Source organism: Mesorhizobium sophorae (assembly GCF_002270415.1).
Taxonomy (GTDB): Bacteria; Pseudomonadota; Alphaproteobacteria; order Rhizobiales; family Rhizobiaceae; genus Mesorhizobium; species Mesorhizobium sophorae.
Genome location: NZ_NNRI01000015.1, coordinates 182,118 through 199,636 on the forward strand (window position 1 = coordinate 182,118; position 17,519 = coordinate 199,636).

A 17,519-nucleotide genomic window follows, 5' to 3' on the forward strand; every position below is an offset into this window, starting at 1 on the left:
GGTGCGCGTTGCTGCCCACCCTCTCCAACGCGGTCACCCCGTCGCCCATCGCTACCGGCCCGGCACCTGAGCTATCCCGTTGCAATCGACCGTGCGGTGTGAACGCACGGTGTAGCTGGCGTGGATCACCTGACCCATGTTCATGGAGATTTCACGCACCAGCTTTCGACGGACTGCGGTGGCGAACATAGCGGCCTCGGTGACGCCGATTGTAAATGCGTCTGGCCCGCCAATGACGCAGCGCTCGAAATAGGATTGGAGATTGGGGCGGTCGTACATCGCAAACCCGTCGGCCCCGCCAATGCGGGGCATTGCGATAGGCAGCCCGTTGATCGTCACGCCTTCCGCGAGAAGCACCTGCCGGATGGGGTCGAGGAGCGCTCCGGCATTGTTGGGTCCGTCGCCGGATACGTCGATAACCCTGCGCGGGCTGCGCAATTCACTCTTCGCGAACTGATCATTCGCGGCCGACAATGCGCCGGAAATCGACGTTCCGCGGCCTTCAGTCAACGGCAGCGCCGCAAGCCTGTCTGCCAAAGTCAGAACATCGTCGAGGCTTTCGACAATTGTCCACGGCACAATGACTGTTTGCTGACGTGGGCCGGCCCACTCCAGATAAAGCACTGCGATCCTGCCCCGCTCTCCCGACTTGATTGCCCTCGCGATGTCCGTGTGGCGGAAAGCATCGACGTAGCCGTCGCGTTGCACTCTTTGCTCAACCTTGCTCATCGATGGCGAGACGTCCACGGCAAGGATCAATTGCAGATCGACTTCAGTCAGGTCGTCTGCGCGACGGTCAGTCGAGTAAGCCTGTGACGCCATCGCGAAGAACAGACTGAGCAGGCAGAGGCCCGTGAGCCGTGGCACCGGTCTTGCACCCGCAGATCGAGCAATCCGCACCAAGTAGTCCATGGCGAGCCTCCCGCTGAGAATGCAATTGTCGGTCCGAGGCGTCTCTTTGGTCACGAATGGCTTCCGATCATTCGCCGAAATCTGCGCTCCCCGCCGGTCTGGATGGCGATGACCTCTTCGCAGTGCGAACCGTGCTAAGATCGAAGAATTGGACTGCGGCTTCGTGCGTGAGGAAACCGGCTTGAATAGCTCGCCGCCCACGACGTTCGTACTCAACGGCATTACTGCCGATCTGAGCAGCGAGACCTTGCGCGACAAGTCCAACAGGACAATCGCACTTCGCCACCAGACCTTCGCGGTGCTTCGTCACCTTCTGGAGAACGCTGATCGCGTCATCACCAAGGACGACCTGATGAAGGCAGTCTGGAACGGCATAGCCGTGACCGACGACAGCCTAGTGCAATGCATTCACGAGATCCGTGCGGCGCTCAACGACAATCGGCAGGCCGTCGTGCAGACGGTTCCGAGGCGCGGTTACAGGTTGGTCCTTTCCTCAAATGCCGCACCGAGAATGGCCACCATCCTGGCAGCCGAATTGGCTCCTGAGGGCCGGCTGACAGGCAAGGATGAGCGGAGCACTGCTGCAGCTTTCTGGGCATACAGGCAGATCATCGATCGGCTGCTGGTTGAACATGCGGATGGTGTGTTCTGGAGCGCCGAAGAGAGCGTGGTCGCCGAGTTTTCCGGCCCTGTCGAGGCGATGCGGTGTGCGAGTGAGATCCAGCATGATGTCGATAGGCGGAACTGCGAAGTTCCCGAGACAAAGCGCCTGCGTTTCCGCATCGGCGTTCACCTGGGTTATGTCGTCGCGGAGGGCGATCACCTCGCGGGCGAGGCCGTCGATGTCGCCGCTCATCTGCAAACATTGTCACGACCGGGCGGGATTTGTGTCACGGAAGCGGTCCAGGCCCAGGCTCAAGACCGGCTCTCGCTGGACTTCGTCGATCTCGGCGAGTACAAGCTGAAGAGCGTCGCACGCGCCTTGCGCGTCTACCGCGTACCCCTTGCTTCGGAGGAACCGGTCAGGTCGCCATTTCGCGGTCTCGATGCCTTCGAATTCGAAGATGCCGATCTCTTCTTCGGCCGAGCGCGGGCGATTGCTGCCTGCATTGCAAGACTGGAGCGGCAGGCAGCTAGCGGCATGGCATTCCTTCTCATTTACGGAATGAGCGGTTGCGGCAAGTCTTCCCTCCTGCGCGCTGGCCTGCTGCCGTCATTGACACAGCCTGGAGCCGTGGCCGGCATATCCTTGTGGCGCCGCTGCCTGATCCGCCTTTCCGAAGGACCGGATCCATTCGCTGTGCTGGCTGCGGCACTGCTTCGCGAAGCTGCTGTGCCGGAGCTGGCCTCCGAAGTAACGGCCGCGGAGTTTGCTCGGCTCTGCAGGAGCACGCCGGATCGGGCACTGACGATGGTCCGACAGGCACTTGGCAAGGCCGCCGGGCCGGCCCGCTCGCAGATCAGATTGCTTGTCGCCATCGATCAGCTGGAGGAGCTGTTCACGACCGAGAGGCAGCCGGCGACGCGCGAGGCCCTTGTGCGTTTCATGGCGGTGCTGGCCGCGAGCGGACTGGTCTGGGTGATAGCGGCGATCCGTTCGGACTTCTTTCACCGCTGCGGTGAGGTCCGGGGTTTCTCGGCGCTCAAGGATGGCCTCTCCAGCTACGAACTCCTGCCGCCGACTGGCCCAGAGATCGCGCAGATCATCCGCGAGCCTGCGGGCGTTGCCGGTCTCCGCTTCGAGGAGAGTGCCGAGCTGGGGCGGCTCGATGATGTCCTGCAGGAGGCAGCAGCTGCCGATCCCGGATCATTGCCGCTTCTCGAGTTTGTGCTCGACGCGTTGTACGAAGCCGGCCGCGCGCGCCGAGTTCTCACCTTTGGGCATTATCACGCGCTCGGCGGGCTCGAAGGCGCAATCGCGCGCCGCGCCGATGAAGTCGTAGACTTGCTGGCGCCCAACATCCAGGAGGCCTTACCCGCGGTGCTGCGCGCGCTCACCACGGCAAGGCCGGGCGATGAAACGGTGACGGCACGTCCGGCCCTGTTCCCCGAAATTGCAGGCACTCCCGAGCGATCGGCCCTCGTCAGGGGCCTGATCGACGCACGGCTCCTCGTCAGCGACGAGGACGCCGGAGGGCATGTTTTCGTCCGCGTTGCACATGAAGCACTGTTGAGCCGTTGGCCGCGCGCCAGTGACATTGTGAATGCAAACCGGAACTTCCTCGAGACCCGCGACCGCCTCAGGGCCGACGCTCACCGTTGGCACCTGGAGAACAGGAATCGAGAGCTTCTCCTTCCGTCCGGCAAACGTCTCGCAGAGGGTGAAGAGCTGATGCTGTCAAGACGGGAGGAGGTCGACGATGACGTCCTTGAATACATCGAGGCGTCCTTGCGTGCCCATCAGCAGAGAGAGGAGAAGGACCGGCAGGCAGAGCTGGCACTGATCGAGGCCGCCCAAGAGGCAAAACGCGAACGCCTGGAGCGCGAGGCCGAGCGCCGGAGCCTTGCGGCTGCCGCGGCAAACCGGCTAGCCGGACGTACGCGCAATGCCGCGATTGTAGCGATAATGCTCGCCCTCCTGGCGGGCGCAGGCGCACTGGTCGCCTTCAGGGCGCAGGAGGAAGCCGGGCGGCAACGCGACCAGGCGCTGCGCAACCAGTCTCTTTCGCTCTCCTTTCTTTCACAGCAGTCCACGGCGACAGGCAGCACCGAGGCTGCGATCCTCTTGGCGCTCGAAGCACTGCCCTCGAAAGACCAGTCCGAGCGGCCCTATCTCTTTGAAGCGGAGGCAGCCCTCTACAAGGCCCTGCTGGCGCACCACCAGATCAAAATCTTCCGGCATGGCGCCGGCGTCGCGGATGCGGCGTTCAATCCGAGCGGCGATCACATCGTCACCGCATCCTACGATAAAACTGCAGGCGTCTGGGACATCTCCAGCGGTGCCGAAACTGCGGTTCTAAAAGGTCATGGAGGGGCCGTGGAGAGGGCTGAGTTCAGCCCGGACGGGAGCCGTATCCTGACGGCCGCGAGGGACGGCACTGCACGCGTATGGAACGCCATCTCGGGAGAACAGCTCTTCATCCTGCAGCCGGTAGGCAATTATCCAACCGCAATCTTCAGCCCGAATGGCAACCAGGTGCTGACGGCGGGGGAGAACAGCGATGCAGTGCTCTGGGACGCCCGGACCGGAAGAAAAGTCGTGAGTGTAAGAAGCGACGGATATGCACGGGCTGGCTTCAGTCCGGACGGTCACAGCTTCGCGACGGCACGCAAGCACTTTGTTTCGATCTGGAATACCGCGGATGGCGCACTGACGCGGTCATTCCGGGTGAACTCCCGGCCCTATAGCCTGGCGTTCAGCCCGGACGGGGGCCGGCTGCTGGCTGGCGCATGCGGCCCGCTTTCATACGGCGGCACTTCCAGCCTTTTAGATGCGTCGAAAGGAACGGAGATCGCGAAGCTGGACGGCCACAAGAGCGACACGCAATTGAACGGCGTGATTTTCAGTCACGGGGGTCAGCGGATCGCCACCGTATCACTCGACGGCGCTGCCCGGATTTGGGATGGAGCGTTGGGAACGTTGCATGACCTGCTCGGCCAGGAGGTTTCGGGTTTGAAGCTCGCCGATATCGGTGCGGATGAACGCGATGAAGAGATGAACGGTGCTTTCAGCCCGGACGACCGCTTTCTGGCGACTGCTTCGGTCAATGGGCCGGTCCGCATCTGGGACGTTGAACGCGCCTCGTTGGTCACGACGATCGCCGGTCATGAATCTTTGGTCGAGCATCTGGAATTCAGCCCGGCCGACAGCAACATTCTTCTCACCGCTTCGCACGATGGCACAGCTCGGCTGTGGGATGTCGACGGCGCACTGACGACCACGCTCTCTCATGAATATCGGCCGACTTTCGCGGTCTTCAGTCCCGACAATATCCACCTGTTGACCGGTGGCGGCGACAGCGCGGCGCATCTCTGGGATGTCCTGAGCGGCCGCGAGATCATCCGGCTCGATACCCATGAGATCGTTCAACGCGCGACGTTCAGTCCCGATGGAAGGCGCGTCGCGACGGCATCTCTTGGGGGCCAGGTCCGAATTTGGGAGGTTGCCAGGGGATTCGAGACCGCCCAGTTCCGAGCACATGGCGGACTGATCCAGATCCAGTTTGGTCGCGACGGCAAATCGCTTGTTTCCGCATCGATCGACGGTACCGCGCAGCTGTGGGATGCGGCGACCGGTACCGAGCTGGCCGTCATCAATACAAGCAGCAAGCTGCCGCAGGCCATTCTTAGCCCCGACGGACGTCTGGTCTTCGCGGCCAGGGAAGACAATGCGGGCCACCTCCTGAAGGCGGGCGGAGCTGAGCTTAAGGCCCTTGTGGGGCACCGGGACCGCATCACGGCAGCGGCCTTCAACCCAGACGGTCAACTGGTCGCCACGGGCTCACTCGACCACACGGCCCGAATTTGGTCGACAGCGGACGGAGCAAACGTCGTAACGCTGGAAGGACATACCGGCGAGGTGACGGTGGTCTCCTTCAGTCCCGACGGCCAGTCGCTGCTGACGGCCTCACGCGATGGAACCGTCCGGATCTGGAGCGTCGCTGGCGGACTGGAAAGGGCCGTTCTTAGGGGCCACAGCGGCGCGGTGGTCAGCGCCCAGTTCAGTCCCAGTGGTTTGTATGTCGTGACCGCGTCGTCCGAAGATCGCACGGTCCGGCTATGGGCGACGCAATCGGGGCGCCAGATTGCCGTCCTTGCCAGCCGGGACGAAGCGACCGTTCGACCGGGCCTTACACGCGCAGCTTTCAGTTCCGACGGCACCCAGATCGCAATTGTTTCCGGCGAGGAAAGGGTCCGCATCGTTCGCGTCTTCCAGACACCCAAGGACCTCATTGACTTCGCCCGGCGCACCGTGCCTCGCGAACTCACCCCTTGCGAGCGGCGAAGCTTCTTCCTTCCTGAAGACCGTGCAATTGGTACTTGTCCGGGCTGAGGTCGACAATGGAGTCAGATTTTGCCGCCTGAGCCGGCTGCTGGAACGGGCAACTTAACGCCGCATCTCGACTGTAGAGGCCAGCTTTGCCGCTTCCTGAAAGCTGACGTCGCAGGCGACTACGCTGGCGGTCGTGGTGGCGTCGGCGCGAAAGGTCGACGCTCAACCGAGTACATGTTGCGACTTGCCGGACGACGCAAACGGAAATTTCAGCAGCTGCGTCCTTCTATTAAACGCGAGAGCGAGCCATGATGCCTCTCGTATTCATCCGAGACAATTCATCCCAAAGGGAAGCGAAACGGGCGTATGCGCAGCTGGGTGACAAGCTTCTGGCGCTCGCTTTCTGCCGGCGGCCTCGTTTTGGGCACGCTGTTCTTCGTCGCCTCGCTTACTCCGACGCTCATTCCCCGCACCTACCTGACCCAAGGCGTGCTGTCCGGGGCATGTTTCGCCGTCGGATACGGCATCGGAGTCGCCTGGCGCTGGCTATGGACCTACATGGAACTGCCGGAACCGCGTGAGCGGCTTCTGCTCTCTCTCAAGATTGCTGTCGCGGCCGCTTGCGCCGTCATCGCCATACTGTTTCTGTGGTGGGCGGCGGAATGGCAGAACTCGATCCGTCGACTGATGCAGCTCGAACCCGTGACGAGCGCGCATCCGGTTGAGGTCTGTTTCATTGCGATCGCTACGTTCCTGGTGGTCATCGCGCTTGCCAGGCTCTTCAAAGGTATCTCCCGTTGGATTTCAGAAAGGTTGGGCCGCTTCGTCCCACGCAGGGTTTCGAAGGTGATCGGTTTCGCAGTCGCGATACTGTTGTTCTGGACGATGGCAAACGGCGTGCTCTTCCGCTACGTGCTGCACTTGGCCGATTCGTCCTTCGCGGCGGTTGACGCCCTCATCGAGCCGGACCGGCCGCAACCTGAATCTCCGCTCAAGACCGGCAGCTCGGCTTCCCTCGTCCGCTGGAAAGAACTTGGAAGGGCAGGACGCGAATTCATCGCGACAGGACCCACCGCCGCCGAGATACGCGCGTTCACGCACGCCGATGCGCTCGAACCTATCCGGGTCTATGTCGGGCTCGGTGCCGCCGACACGGCGGAGGAAAGGGCGCAAATCGCCCTCGATGAATTGAAACGCGTCGGCGCCTTCGAACGCTCCGTACTCGTCGTCATCACGCCCACCGGCACCGGCTGGGTCGATCCCTCTGCGATGGATACGGTCGAGTATCTCCACCACGGCGACGTGGCGAGCGTGGCCCAGCAGTACTCCTACCTGTCGAGCCCGCTATCGCTGCTGCTCGAGCCGGAATACGGCTCGGAGGCTGCAAAGGCTTTGTTTGCCGCAGTCTATGGATACTGGACGACGCTCCCGCACGAGAGTCGGCCGAAACTCTATCTGCATGGCCTGAGCTTGGGAGCGATGAATTCCGAGAGATCGATGGAGCTTTTCGAGATGCTTGGTGACCCTGTCCAGGGGGCTCTGTGGAGCGGTCCGCCGTTCAAGAGCAGACTCTGGCGCAGCGTGACGGAGCATCGCAATGCCGGGTCACCGGCCTGGCTGCCGCAATTCCGGGACGGGTCCTTCGTCCGTTTCATGAACCAGAACGGCGACCCCGGCCCGAGGGACGCGCCCTGGGGTCCGCTGCGCATCGTCTACCTCCAGTATGCGAGCGATCCACTGACGTTCTTCGCCTATAGCGATTTCTATCGCCGTCCGGACTGGATGAATGCGCCGCGCGGCCCGGACGTCTCGCCGGAGCTGCGGTGGTACCCGGTCGTATCGATGCTGCAGCTCGCCCTCGACATGGCCGTATCGACCAACACGCCGATGGGCTACGGACATGTTTTTGCGCCCGAACACTACGTCAATGCGTGGCTCGCCGTGACTGATCCGCGGGGGTGGTCGGCCGACCAGATAGCGCAACTGAAGCAACATCTTGCCGCGCGCGCCAGGAAGTGACCGCAGCTTGCGACGGGCGCCTCATGCGATCGTTTCGCCGGTCCAAACGGCCGGCCGCGGCAGCCGGATCCGCGACGAGGTCACCGCCTGATGCGGCGCAAGTCTGCGACACGGCCATTGCGCGCGTTCAACCCGACTTCAAACAGACCGTTGGCGCGGCGCGCCCGATAGGTGAAAAGGCGCCCGCGGCAATCCACTCGCCGGACGTTCCAAAAACCACGGTTGCGCAGCAGCCTCTCGCCCTCTCGGCATGTGATCGCCCGGCCATTGTTGAGGCTGGTGCCGATATTGATGTTGATCGTGACGGCATGGGCGGGCGCCGGCAGAGCCAGGGGCACGACAAGACTGAGAACGAGACCCAGGCAAGCAAAGAAGGGACGAGGCATGGAACTCTCCGTGACGTTGCTTTGGTTTCCGTGGAATCAGTCCCTCGAAAAGCGTATTGTCAAGGGACTAGCTTCTAGCTGGCCCGGGTCTGGATGGTCTTCGTCTCAAAAAGAGCCGAACGCGACCACCGCCACCAGCGCCACCAGGGGACCGACGACGCTGACCATGACGATGTCGAGATAGCTCGCCTTGTGCGTTGTGCCGCACACGGCAAGCAACGACACCACGGAGCCATTGTGCGGCAGGCTGTCGAGCGTGCCCGAGCCGATCACCGCCACGCGGTGCACAGCGCGGGATCAAGCCCGGAAAGGCGCAGAACTCTCCCTTTGCCGACATGGGTTCCGCGTAGTTCCGACAAACCGGACAAATCGTGTGATAACCCAACCCGGACACTCCTATGCTTACGGCACAGAAATCATGACAGCTTGCGTGTTCGGCGGCATACCAGTATTTTGAAGTCGCGGGGGATTTTCTGCAAAAAGGCCCCATCATGTCGGACAAATCTGTAAAGGGCATTGATCGCCGCGACCTTATAATGGCATCCATTGCAACGGTCGGCGCCGCGGCCGCCTTGGCGGCCAACGCCGGCGCCGCGAACGCCGAGGACTCGGCGACTTCCTCGTCCGCTCCGGCAGCGGGTGCGCCATCGGCGACGATTTATGTCGGCGATGTGATCCAGGGGAAGAAAGTCGTCAGCACGCTCGACGTCAACGACCTGGAGCCCGGTAAGAAGCATTTTCTGTATTTCCAGGGCGTGGAGAGTCCCACCGGACAGCACTGGTATGTGTCCGTGGCCGTCGCCAAGGGGGCGAAGTCGGGCAAGCACGGCATCCTGACCAGCGGTGTGCATGGCGACGAGATGAGTTCCATACATACGGTCCAGACCGTGATGAACCAGCTCGACCCCGCTGAGATGTCGGGCACGGTGATGGCGGTCACCGACATCTCCCGCCCGGCCCTGGAAAGCATGCAGCGCAGATGGCCCAACGCGGGCAGAGGCCTCGACCTGATAGACATGAACCGGGTGTGGCCCGGGAACGAGAACGACATCACCGCGGCCAGCCGACACGCCGGGCTGGTGTTCAACCGGCTGCTGCGGCCCAACGCCGACTTCGCGATCGACTTCCATACCGGAACGACCGGATTCGAGGTCACCGCATTCAATATTGCCGAGATGGACGTGCCCGAGATCAAGGCGATGGCGGAGCTCTATCCGATCGGCCAGATCTTCGACAATCCAACATATCCCAATGTCCTCCATAACGCGTTTAACGCCGCGGGCATCCCGTCCTTTTGCCCGGAGATCGGGGCTGCCCGCCACCTGGACCTCGAGATGATCGGGCTATTCGTGGAAGGCACGATGAACGTGCTCAAGCATCACGGCATCGTCGCCGGGCCGATGGGACGCACGGGCAAGGACGTGACCGTCTTTGTCGGCAACAGTGCGTTCCCGATCCTGGCAACCGAGGGCGGGTTGGTCGAGTATCTGGTCAAGCTCAACGACAAGGTCGAGGCCGGACAGAAGGTGGCCATCCAGCGCAATAGCTTCGGCGAAGTGGTTGCGGAGTACGCAAGCGGCGTGGCCGGAGAGATATCGGGCCTGCGCAGCGATGCAATGTCCGAGCCCGGCAATCCCTTGGTATTTGTCCTTTTCAACAAGCCGGGGCCGGAGGACGTTGGGGGCTACCCCGAGTGAGTTCACCCCTGCGAGCGAACCTTTCGGATCATCGCTTGAGAACGACCGCTGCTCGCAGTTGATCCTCCAACGAGCGTGCAGCGGCGATGTTCAGCGCTGTAAGTTTGAGATCCCGATGAACGTCACGATGTGCAGATCAAGGTGCGAGCTATAGCTGTCTACCGTGGTGCGCTTCCGACCGGCTGCCTCGACGCTGACTATCCAGAACAAGGTGCGGATCGAGGAGATCACGCCGAAGCTGAAGAAGGGGCGCTGACCGTCAACAAATGCAGCACGCCCCGGCCATATCCCTACATCGTGATCGAGACATACGACAACAGGTAAAGGATCGCCATGGTCGCCGTCGCGAGTATGACCCATAAGCCCAAGCTGCTCATGCTTCCTCACTTCCCCTAGGTGAGGATTGCGCCAGTCGAGCGCAAACGCAATCCGCCCTGGGTGCGTTGTCCACTCCTTTCTTTTGGAGCACTGGCTCTAACGGCGCTGCTCCGCGCCCAGCGTCGCACAAATTAGCTGGTGCTTTTCTGAAATGCCGGTGCTGCTGCCGAAGGGATAGCGAAACGCGGGGCCGCTTCCAACCCGCATTGCCAAGCGCGCCGAAGCTGGACCTAGACTAAGGGTTAGTTGCAATCCGCCGCGAGCATCCCGACCTTAGAGGGTGGACCTACCCGTCCGAGAGAATTTGCTGGAGCTTTGGGTAGAGATCATGAGAATCATAGCTCGCACCGCCACCGTGATTGCATCGATAGCTGTGGCTATCGTTCTGACCTTTATGGCAGCTAAAGGATTTGAGCTATCGACGCCAGATCCGATCGTGGCTCATACCTTCGAGAGGAACATCTGAGGGGCACGAGGCGCTATGCTAGGACGCTCTCTGCGATGAGCTCGACGCCGGCCGTTTCCAGAGCGCGCGGCGGGGCTGCTGGAACCGGCAGAGTGCTTCGTCAATCGTCTTTGAGACAGGACCACAGCCGCCATCAGAGCGCTAAGGAATAGGTCCGGCTTCACCAGATTACCGACCGGTCGATCTCGCCGATCCGCGCCCGGCCGGTAAGCGCCATTGCGACCTCGAAGTCCCGGCGAAGCAGGTTGACACAATGGGCTACGCCCTCGGCACCATCCGTTGCCAGTGCGTAGACATAGGGGCGGCCAATCATGACCGCGCTTGCCCCCAGGGCAATTGCCTTCAAAACGTCGGTGCCACGCCTCACGCCGCCGTCGAGGATGATGGGAATCCGCCCGGCCACCCGATCCGCGATGGCGGGCAGGGCGTCGATGGTCGCCGGCAGGGTGTCGAGGTTACGCGAACCGTGGTTCGAGACGACGATGGCATCGGCACCGGTTCCGATCGCCTGCTCGGCATCGTCAGGATCGAGGATGCCCTTCAGGATAAGCGGCAGGGTTGTCAGCGAACGCAGCCAGGCAATATCCGCCCAGGTCGGCATGGCGCGCCGCTGCGCAGTGCCAACTTTGAGGACGCCGGTGTTCCGGTCCTTGAAGTATGGCGTTGCGAGGCTGTCGGGAATTTTGAATCCTGCCCGGAACTGCCTGCGGCGATCGCCTGGTGTTGGCATGTCGACCGTCACACTGATCGCCTTTGCGCCCAGTGCGGCCATGCGCGATACGAGTTCGCCATTGAAACTGCTATCGCTTTGCCAATAGAGAAGGAACCAGACTGGAGACTGGGTCACCGCCATGCAATCCTCGATCGCCGCCGTCGCCGTCGTGCCCAGAGTGAACACCGCTTCCGCCACTCCGGCGCCGCGCGCTGCGGCCACCTCGCCTTCCGGATGCGCCAGCCGCTGATATGCTATTGGGGCTAGGATGATTGGATGCGGCAGACTTTGCCCGAAGAGCGTGATCCCGGTATCAAGTCTTGTCACATCGCGAAGCACGCGCGGCCTTAACCTGATGCGGTCGAATGCGGCTTCATTGTCACGCTTGGTGATTTCTTCGCCAGCACCGGCGGCAATGAACTCGTAAACCGCGTGCGGCAATCGCTCCCGCGCCGCCGGTTCAAAATCCGCCAGGCAGAGAAACCGAGTTTCGATATCAAGTGGCATGGACCAATCCGATCAGTATCTCAAAAAAGTCGGCTGCTGACCCCACGACGGCTACCCAATGGGGGGTAGCGCTTGAGGATTTGGCGTCGCCGCGCCTTTCCCACTGAAGCAGCAGCCATTCCGGCGCACGTCTCACCAATGATCTGATCAGCCTCATGGCTTGCTCAACCTCACCCCGGCGCCGCCGCCGTTTTGGGGATGAACTCGACGCCGGCAGCGTCTGGCACGAAGTCTGTGATTTTGATGTTGAATCCTCCCATGTCGCGTTTCATGTCGCACGGACTTGCCGATAGTCGCAGGAAACCCTCGGAAATCAACGGTAGCCATTTGCAACATAGGTGCGACATGAAGCGGGCAAGGACGCCCCTACCCCATGCGACAAACTACTGAATTTATTGAGGAAAGTAGTGGTACCGTTGGCTGGGATCGAACCAGCGACCTCCGGATCCACAATCCGGCGCTCTAACCATCTGAGCTACAACGGCACGTTCACCGAGCCAGACCACGTGGAAAGCGCGCTTTCCTTGATCCGCTCCGTCGTTCGGCGATGCGTCCTTACGGGCTAATGGATTTTAATTCAAGACTTTTGCTAGGCAAAGGTCGCTTGCCCACAAACAGCATCGACTTTTCGCCGGACAAAGAAAAAGGCCGGCGGGAGGAGGTGCCGGCCTTTTCCTGTTACGAGCCAGCGGGAGGAGGTGCTGGCTGGTCACCCTGGGAGCAGAGGGAGGAGGTTCCACTCGCCGGGTATTCCTTGATGGCTACCATCATACGCCTGATCGTTTTTAAGAAAATGCGACCTTTTGTTGCATCTTCAGATCATGCGCAAATGTTAGGCAACCTTGATTTCCTTCATCGCCTTCTCGAAGGCGGTCTTGATCGGCTTGGAGACGTCCTCGGCCGCCTTGGAGGCGACGGTCTGGAAGTCCTTGGCCTGCTCGACGGTCATTTCGACGCGCTTGCGCAGGAAGGCGGTCTGCAGCTCGACGACTTCCGACAGCGACTTGGCGCCGATCAGGGCTTCGAGATGCGAGAAACCAGCCTCGGCATTGGCGCGGAGAGCGGAAATGGTCTTGAGCGACAGGTCGCTGGAAACGGTCTTGGCGGTCTCGTAGGTCGACTCCAGAGCCTTCTGGGTCTCCTCGGCGCCGGTCTTCAGCTTGGCGTAGGCTTCCTTCGACTGCTCAACGCCCTTTTCGGCGAAAGCGCGCATCTGGTCGGTAGCCTTGGAAGCGTCGAAGCTCGGGAATTCAACGTTTTCGATCGTGTCGGCAGTTTTGGTCCTGGACATTTTCCATCCTTTTCAGCGTCAGCGGCTTTGACAGAAAGCCGTCTCGTTCATGTATGATGGCAATATAAAGGCAAATTTTGTGCATTGCAATATCTTTGTTGCAGTGCACCATAAATTTCTTCGGGCCGTTAACCAAGAGGCCAGATTCCAGCCTTTGCACGTTCTGGCTTGTGGACCTTCGCGCCGCCGGCTTTTATTAACAAAGCGTTAACCGCAATTTGCCGCTCCGTGAGGGTTCGCCAAGCGCATGCCGTCCGAATATTCCTTCCTCGACGTCGCCGTGCTCGAAGCAGTCCGCCAGCGCTTTGCCGCCGGCGACGCGATCGCGATTCTTTCGACGGATCTCGAGCAGGTAATCTGGGCCAATGGGCCAGGAGCCGCGGTGTTCGGCTACCCCGACATCGAAGCGATCATCGGCGCCTCCGCGCAGTTGCCGTTGATCGCCAGACGCCAGATCATGGCGACCAGCGGATTTCCCGAGATCAGCGGCGACCGCGCCATCACGGTCCGGCTGGCAACCGGCATGACCAGCCGTGCCGTCGGTTTCCTTGCCAGTGCCGTGACCATGCCGGATGCCGAAAAGGCGATCATGCTGACCGTGCCGGCGGGGCAGACGGGCTCGCGCAGCGCCGGCGAAATCGCCGCTCGCGCCATTAGCGGCATTACCGAAGACGGCCATTTCATCGCCTTTGTCGATGCCAAGGGAAACGTCGAGGCCGCCTCGGAAGGATTTTCGGCACTGGGCATCTTGCCGGAGACGCTGGCGGCGCTGGCTGCCGACGTCGCGGATGAGAGCGACCGCATCGTCAAGCGCCTTGTGCCTGGTGGCGCGACCTCCTATCCGGCAGGGCTGGCAAGATTGACCGAGGAACGGCATCTGCTGGTGGTGATCGACGAGGACCAACTCGACGACACGTCCGCTGCCGACGACAGTGTCGCGGACACGCAAGCGCCAGCCCAGGTTGAAACCGCGGCTGCGGTAAGCGCGATTGCCCAGTCGGAACCGGACCAGGACAACAGACCGGCAATCGACATCGAACACCCGGCGGTGGACGAACCGAGCGTTCCGGAAGCCGCCGAGATCATTCCGCCAGCGCCTGAGAATGCCGATCCAGCGGGGCAGCCTGCGGAGGCGGCGGATAACGACCCGGGAACTGCCGACGCGACGCCGGCGCAGCACGATCATTGGTACTTCAATGCCGGTGAAGACGACACGCAACAGGCAGACCGGGCCGCTGCCGCCGAGCCGGTTGAGCCCCCTGCCGCCTTCGCGAAGGGTGCGGCGGAAAATCCGACGCAGCGCGATACCAAGACCGCCCTTGTCGAGCGCCCAGTCGCGCGGTCGATCGACCGCACTGCGGCTCCACTGCGCTTTGTCTGGCGCACCGATGCCGAAGGCAAGTTCAGCACACTCTCTCCGGAATTCGCCGACATTGTCGGCAAGCCGGCCGCCGACGTGATCGGGCGGCGCTTCAGGGATGTGGCGGCCACTTTCGGCCTCGATCCCTCCGGCGAGATCGCCGGCTTGCTGGAACGCCGCGATACCTGGTCCGGCCGCTCCGTGCTGTGGCCGGTCGCCGGATCCGACCTGAAGCTCCCTGTCGACCTCGCGGCGCTGCCTGTCTATGGCCGCAGCCGTGCTTTTGAAGGCTTCCGTGGCTTCGGTGTTGCCCGGGCCAGTGACGCGGTCGTCGATCCGGAAGCCATCGGCATGGCGCTGGTGCCCAACGGCAAGGCCCCGGAGACGCCGGAGCCGCAAGCCGTGGAACCCGTGCCTGAACAGCCCAAGGCTGAAGCGCCGAAAGCCCAGGAGCCGAAGGTCGAGGAGCCGAAGGCATCGGACCCGTTCCAGGGCGAGGTGCCGGCGCTGACCATCGTGCCGAAACCGGAGCGACGCTTTGCCGACAAGGTGATCCGGCTGGCCGAACATCGCCAGCCAGCCAACGATAAGGGCCTGTCGACGCTGGAGCGAAGCGCGTTCCGTGAGATCGGCGAAAGGCTGAAGAAGGACAGTTCCCCGGTCGAGCCGCCGAAGGCCGAGAAGCCCAGCCTGGACAATCCCAGGGAACGGACCGCCGAGGCTGCGGCAGTCGGCGAGATTCCGTCAACAGCGGATGTGGCCTCGCACGAAGGGCCGACGCTGGCCGGCGAAATCCCGGCGGCGGAGCCGGAGACGATGCGGGCCGAGACGGATGTCGATGCCGAGGACGAAGCGGATCTGGCGCGGCTTGACGGCGGTCACCCGGACGAAGCGGGTCATGAGGCACCCTCCGACACCCTGCCGGGTTCGTTGCTCGACTATGCCGACCGTGATGATGAACGCGGTCCTGTCGCGGACAACAGCGACGGGGCCCCGGTTTCCGAACCGGTGGCGGCGCAACCAGAGATCACCGAGCCCGTCGCCACCGGCAAAGGGCCGGTTGTAGCCGATGCGACACATGACGCTGTTGATGACGACAGCATGACATCGGCGGATTTTCGCGATGCCGAGGATAGTGAAGATTGGGTACAGCCCGACGAGGAAGCCGCTGCCTCTAACGAAAAGGCGTCCGCGTCCGTCGCGGAAACAGCCGGCGCAAGCGGCGCCGCAGCACGCATCGCGCGCCCACGCCTTAATGTGCCGCCGCTCAAGGTCGAAGGTTTCGTGCCGTCGGCCTTTTCCGCCGGAGATGAGCACAAGGCTCCTGATACCTCGCTTCTCAGCAAACTGCCGGTGCCGCTGCTCATCCATTCCGGCGACCAGTTGCACTATGCGAACGAGGAATTCCTCAACCTGACCGGCTATGAGGCGCTCGACGACCTGGCGGATGCCGGCGGCCTCGGCGCGCTGTTTGCCGACCCCTACGCCCACGATGGGACCTCCGACGGCACCGATCGCGCCTTGCGACTGAAGACGCGCGATCGGCAGGAATTCCCGATCGAGGCTATCCTGCGCTCTGTCCCCTGGCGTGACGGCAAGGCATTGATGCTGGTCGTGCGCCGCACCGGCGAAGATGACGCGCCGGCGGCCCTGCATGTGGTTGGCGACGAGCAGACGCAGCCCGACATTCCCGAGCTCAAGGCACGCATCGCCGAGATGCGCACCATCATCGACACCGCCACCGACGGGGTCGTGCTGATCGGCCGTGACGGCACCATCCGCTCGATCAGCCGGCCGGCCGAAGCGCTGTTCGGTTTCGACAGCGACGAAGTGACCGGCAAACCGTTCGCCTCGCTGTTTGCGATAGAAAGCCAGCGTGCGGCGCGCGATTATCTCAACGGACTGTCCGAGCCCGGCGTGGCGAGCGTCATGAATGACGGCCGCGAGGTGATCGGGCGCGAGGCGCAGGGCCGCTTCATCCCGCTGTTCATGACCATCGGCCGGCTGCCCAACGACAGCGGCTTCTGTGCCGTCGTGCGTGACATCACGCAGTGGAAACGGGCCGAAGAGGACCTGACCCAGGCACGCGCGGTGGCCGAGCGTGCGTCCTCGCAAAAGACCGATTTCCTCGCCCGCATCAGCCACGAGATCCGCACGCCGCTCAACGCCATCATCGGCTTTTCCGAACTGATGGTCGACGAGAAGTTCGGACCGGTCGCCAATGACCGCTACCGCGACTATCTGCGCGACATCAATCGCTCCGGCAACCATGTGCTCGACCTCGTCAACGACCTGCTCGATATCTCGAAGATCGAGGCCGGCCAGCAGGAGATGGCATACGAGGCAGTGTCGCTCAACGACACGCTGGCCGAGACGGTGGCGATGATGCAGCCGCAGGCCAACCGCGAGCGCGTCATTATCCGCTCCAGCTTCGCGTCGCGGCTGCCGGAAGTGGTCGCCGACCTGCGCAGCGTGCGCCAGATCGCGCTCAACATCCTGTCGAATGCCATTCGCTACACCCAGGCCGGCGGCCAGGTGATCGTCTCCACCGCCTATGAGACGTCAGGCGACGTCGTCATGCGGGTGCGCGACACCGGCATCGGCATGAGCCACGCCGAGATCGAGCAGGCACTGAAGCCGTTCAAGCAGATCAACGCGTTGAAGCGCGGACGTGGTGACGGCACGGGGCTTGGACTGCCGCTGACCAAGGCGATGGTGGAAGCCAACCGCGCCCGGTTCACCATCAACTCGACACCGGGTGAAGGCACCCTGGTCGAGGTCGCGTTTCCGTCGACCCGCGTGCTCGCCGAATAAGCAATTCCGGAAAACAGACCGACCTACAGCGCAGCGCGTCCGAT

General features: G+C 62.4%; 10 protein-coding genes and 1 tRNA gene. 4 read left to right on the plus strand and 7 right to left on the minus strand.

Annotation, left to right across the window (positions count from 1 at the left end; all coding sequences use genetic code 11):
• Nucleotides 1-51: 51 nt before the first annotated feature.
• Nucleotides 52-912 (minus strand): DUF1194 domain-containing protein, encoded by an 861-nt coding sequence (locus CGZ66_RS23645; RefSeq protein WP_167392224.1) that lies wholly within the window; start codon nt 910-912, stop codon nt 52-54.
• A 163-nt stretch (nt 913-1,075) separates the two neighbouring features.
• Between CGZ66_RS23645 and CGZ66_RS23650 the strand changes: the two genes are divergently transcribed.
• Together CGZ66_RS23650 and CGZ66_RS23655 are read left to right on the plus strand one after the other, a co-directional pair.
• Nucleotides 1,076-5,905, plus strand: coding sequence for an nSTAND1 domain-containing NTPase (locus CGZ66_RS23650; protein WP_245331187.1), 4,830 nt, complete (start codon nt 1,076-1,078; stop codon nt 5,903-5,905).
• A gap of 306 nt (nt 5,906-6,211) precedes the next feature.
• On the plus strand, nt 6,212-7,864 hold the full coding sequence (locus CGZ66_RS23655) for an alpha/beta hydrolase (protein ID WP_095088535.1): 1,653 nt from the start codon (nt 6,212-6,214) through the stop codon (nt 7,862-7,864).
• Between the two features lie 80 nt (nt 7,865-7,944).
• Here the strand turns inward: CGZ66_RS23655 and CGZ66_RS23660 are convergent, their stop codons facing one another.
• Complete coding sequence (locus tag CGZ66_RS23660; protein WP_095088537.1) at nt 7,945-8,250, minus strand: hypothetical protein; 306 nt, start codon at nt 8,248-8,250, stop codon at nt 7,945-7,947.
• Nucleotides 8,251-8,355: 105 nt separating this feature from the next.
• Nucleotides 8,356-8,529: a hypothetical protein gene (locus tag CGZ66_RS23665; protein WP_245331188.1), complete on the minus strand. Its 174-nt coding sequence runs from the start codon at nt 8,527-8,529 to the stop codon at nt 8,356-8,358.
• Nucleotides 8,530-8,741: 212 nt separating this feature from the next.
• Here CGZ66_RS23665 and CGZ66_RS23670 point away from each other — a divergent pair, with 212 nt between their 5' ends.
• On the plus strand, nt 8,742-9,947 hold the full coding sequence (locus CGZ66_RS23670) for a succinylglutamate desuccinylase/aspartoacylase family protein (protein ID WP_095088539.1): 1,206 nt from the start codon (nt 8,742-8,744) through the stop codon (nt 9,945-9,947).
• Between the two features lie 90 nt (nt 9,948-10,037).
• Here the strand turns inward: CGZ66_RS23670 and CGZ66_RS23675 are convergent, their stop codons facing one another.
• The 4 genes from CGZ66_RS23675 to CGZ66_RS23695 form a co-directional block, all read right to left on the minus strand.
• A complete protein-coding gene (locus tag CGZ66_RS23675; RefSeq protein WP_143748824.1) occupies nt 10,038-10,307 on the minus strand; it encodes a hypothetical protein in 270 nt (89 codons plus the stop codon).
• Nucleotides 10,308-10,951: 644 nt separating this feature from the next.
• Nucleotides 10,952-12,010 (minus strand): alpha-hydroxy acid oxidase, encoded by a 1,059-nt coding sequence (locus CGZ66_RS23685; RefSeq protein ID WP_095088545.1) that lies wholly within the window; start codon nt 12,008-12,010, stop codon nt 10,952-10,954.
• A 408-nt stretch (nt 12,011-12,418) separates the two neighbouring features.
• A tRNA-His gene (locus CGZ66_RS23690) sits at nt 12,419-12,495 on the minus strand.
• Between the two features lie 347 nt (nt 12,496-12,842).
• Nucleotides 12,843-13,301: a phasin gene (locus tag CGZ66_RS23695; protein ID WP_095088547.1), complete on the minus strand. Its 459-nt coding sequence runs from the start codon at nt 13,299-13,301 to the stop codon at nt 12,843-12,845.
• Nucleotides 13,302-13,548: 247 nt separating this feature from the next.
• On the opposite strand from CGZ66_RS23695, the gene CGZ66_RS23700 reads away from it, so the two are divergent.
• Complete coding sequence (locus CGZ66_RS23700) at nt 13,549-17,475, plus strand: PAS domain S-box protein (protein WP_095088549.1); 3,927 nt, start codon at nt 13,549-13,551, stop codon at nt 17,473-17,475.
• Nucleotides 17,476-17,519: the final 44 nt, after the last annotated feature.

Coding starts and splice junctions, on each gene's coding strand:
- CGZ66_RS23645 (WP_167392224.1), bottom strand. CDS start 912: ATGGACTACTTGGTGCGGATTGCTCGATCTGCGGGTGCAAGACCGGTG.
- CGZ66_RS23655 (WP_095088535.1), top strand. CDS start 6,212: ATGCGCAGCTGGGTGACAAGCTTCTGGCGCTCGCTTTCTGCCGGCGGC.
- CGZ66_RS23660 (WP_095088537.1), bottom strand. CDS start 8,250: ATGCCTCGTCCCTTCTTTGCTTGCCTGGGTCTCGTTCTCAGTCTTGTC.
- CGZ66_RS23670 (WP_095088539.1), top strand. CDS start 8,742: ATGTCGGACAAATCTGTAAAGGGCATTGATCGCCGCGACCTTATAATG.
- CGZ66_RS23675 (WP_143748824.1), bottom strand. CDS start 10,307: ATGGGTCATACTCGCGACGGCGACCATGGCGATCCTTTACCTGTTGTC.
- CGZ66_RS23685 (WP_095088545.1), bottom strand. CDS start 12,010: ATGCCACTTGATATCGAAACTCGGTTTCTCTGCCTGGCGGATTTTGAA.
- CGZ66_RS23695 (WP_095088547.1), bottom strand. CDS start 13,301: ATGTCCAGGACCAAAACTGCCGACACGATCGAAAACGTTGAATTCCCG.
- CGZ66_RS23700 (WP_095088549.1), top strand. CDS start 13,549: ATGCCGTCCGAATATTCCTTCCTCGACGTCGCCGTGCTCGAAGCAGTC.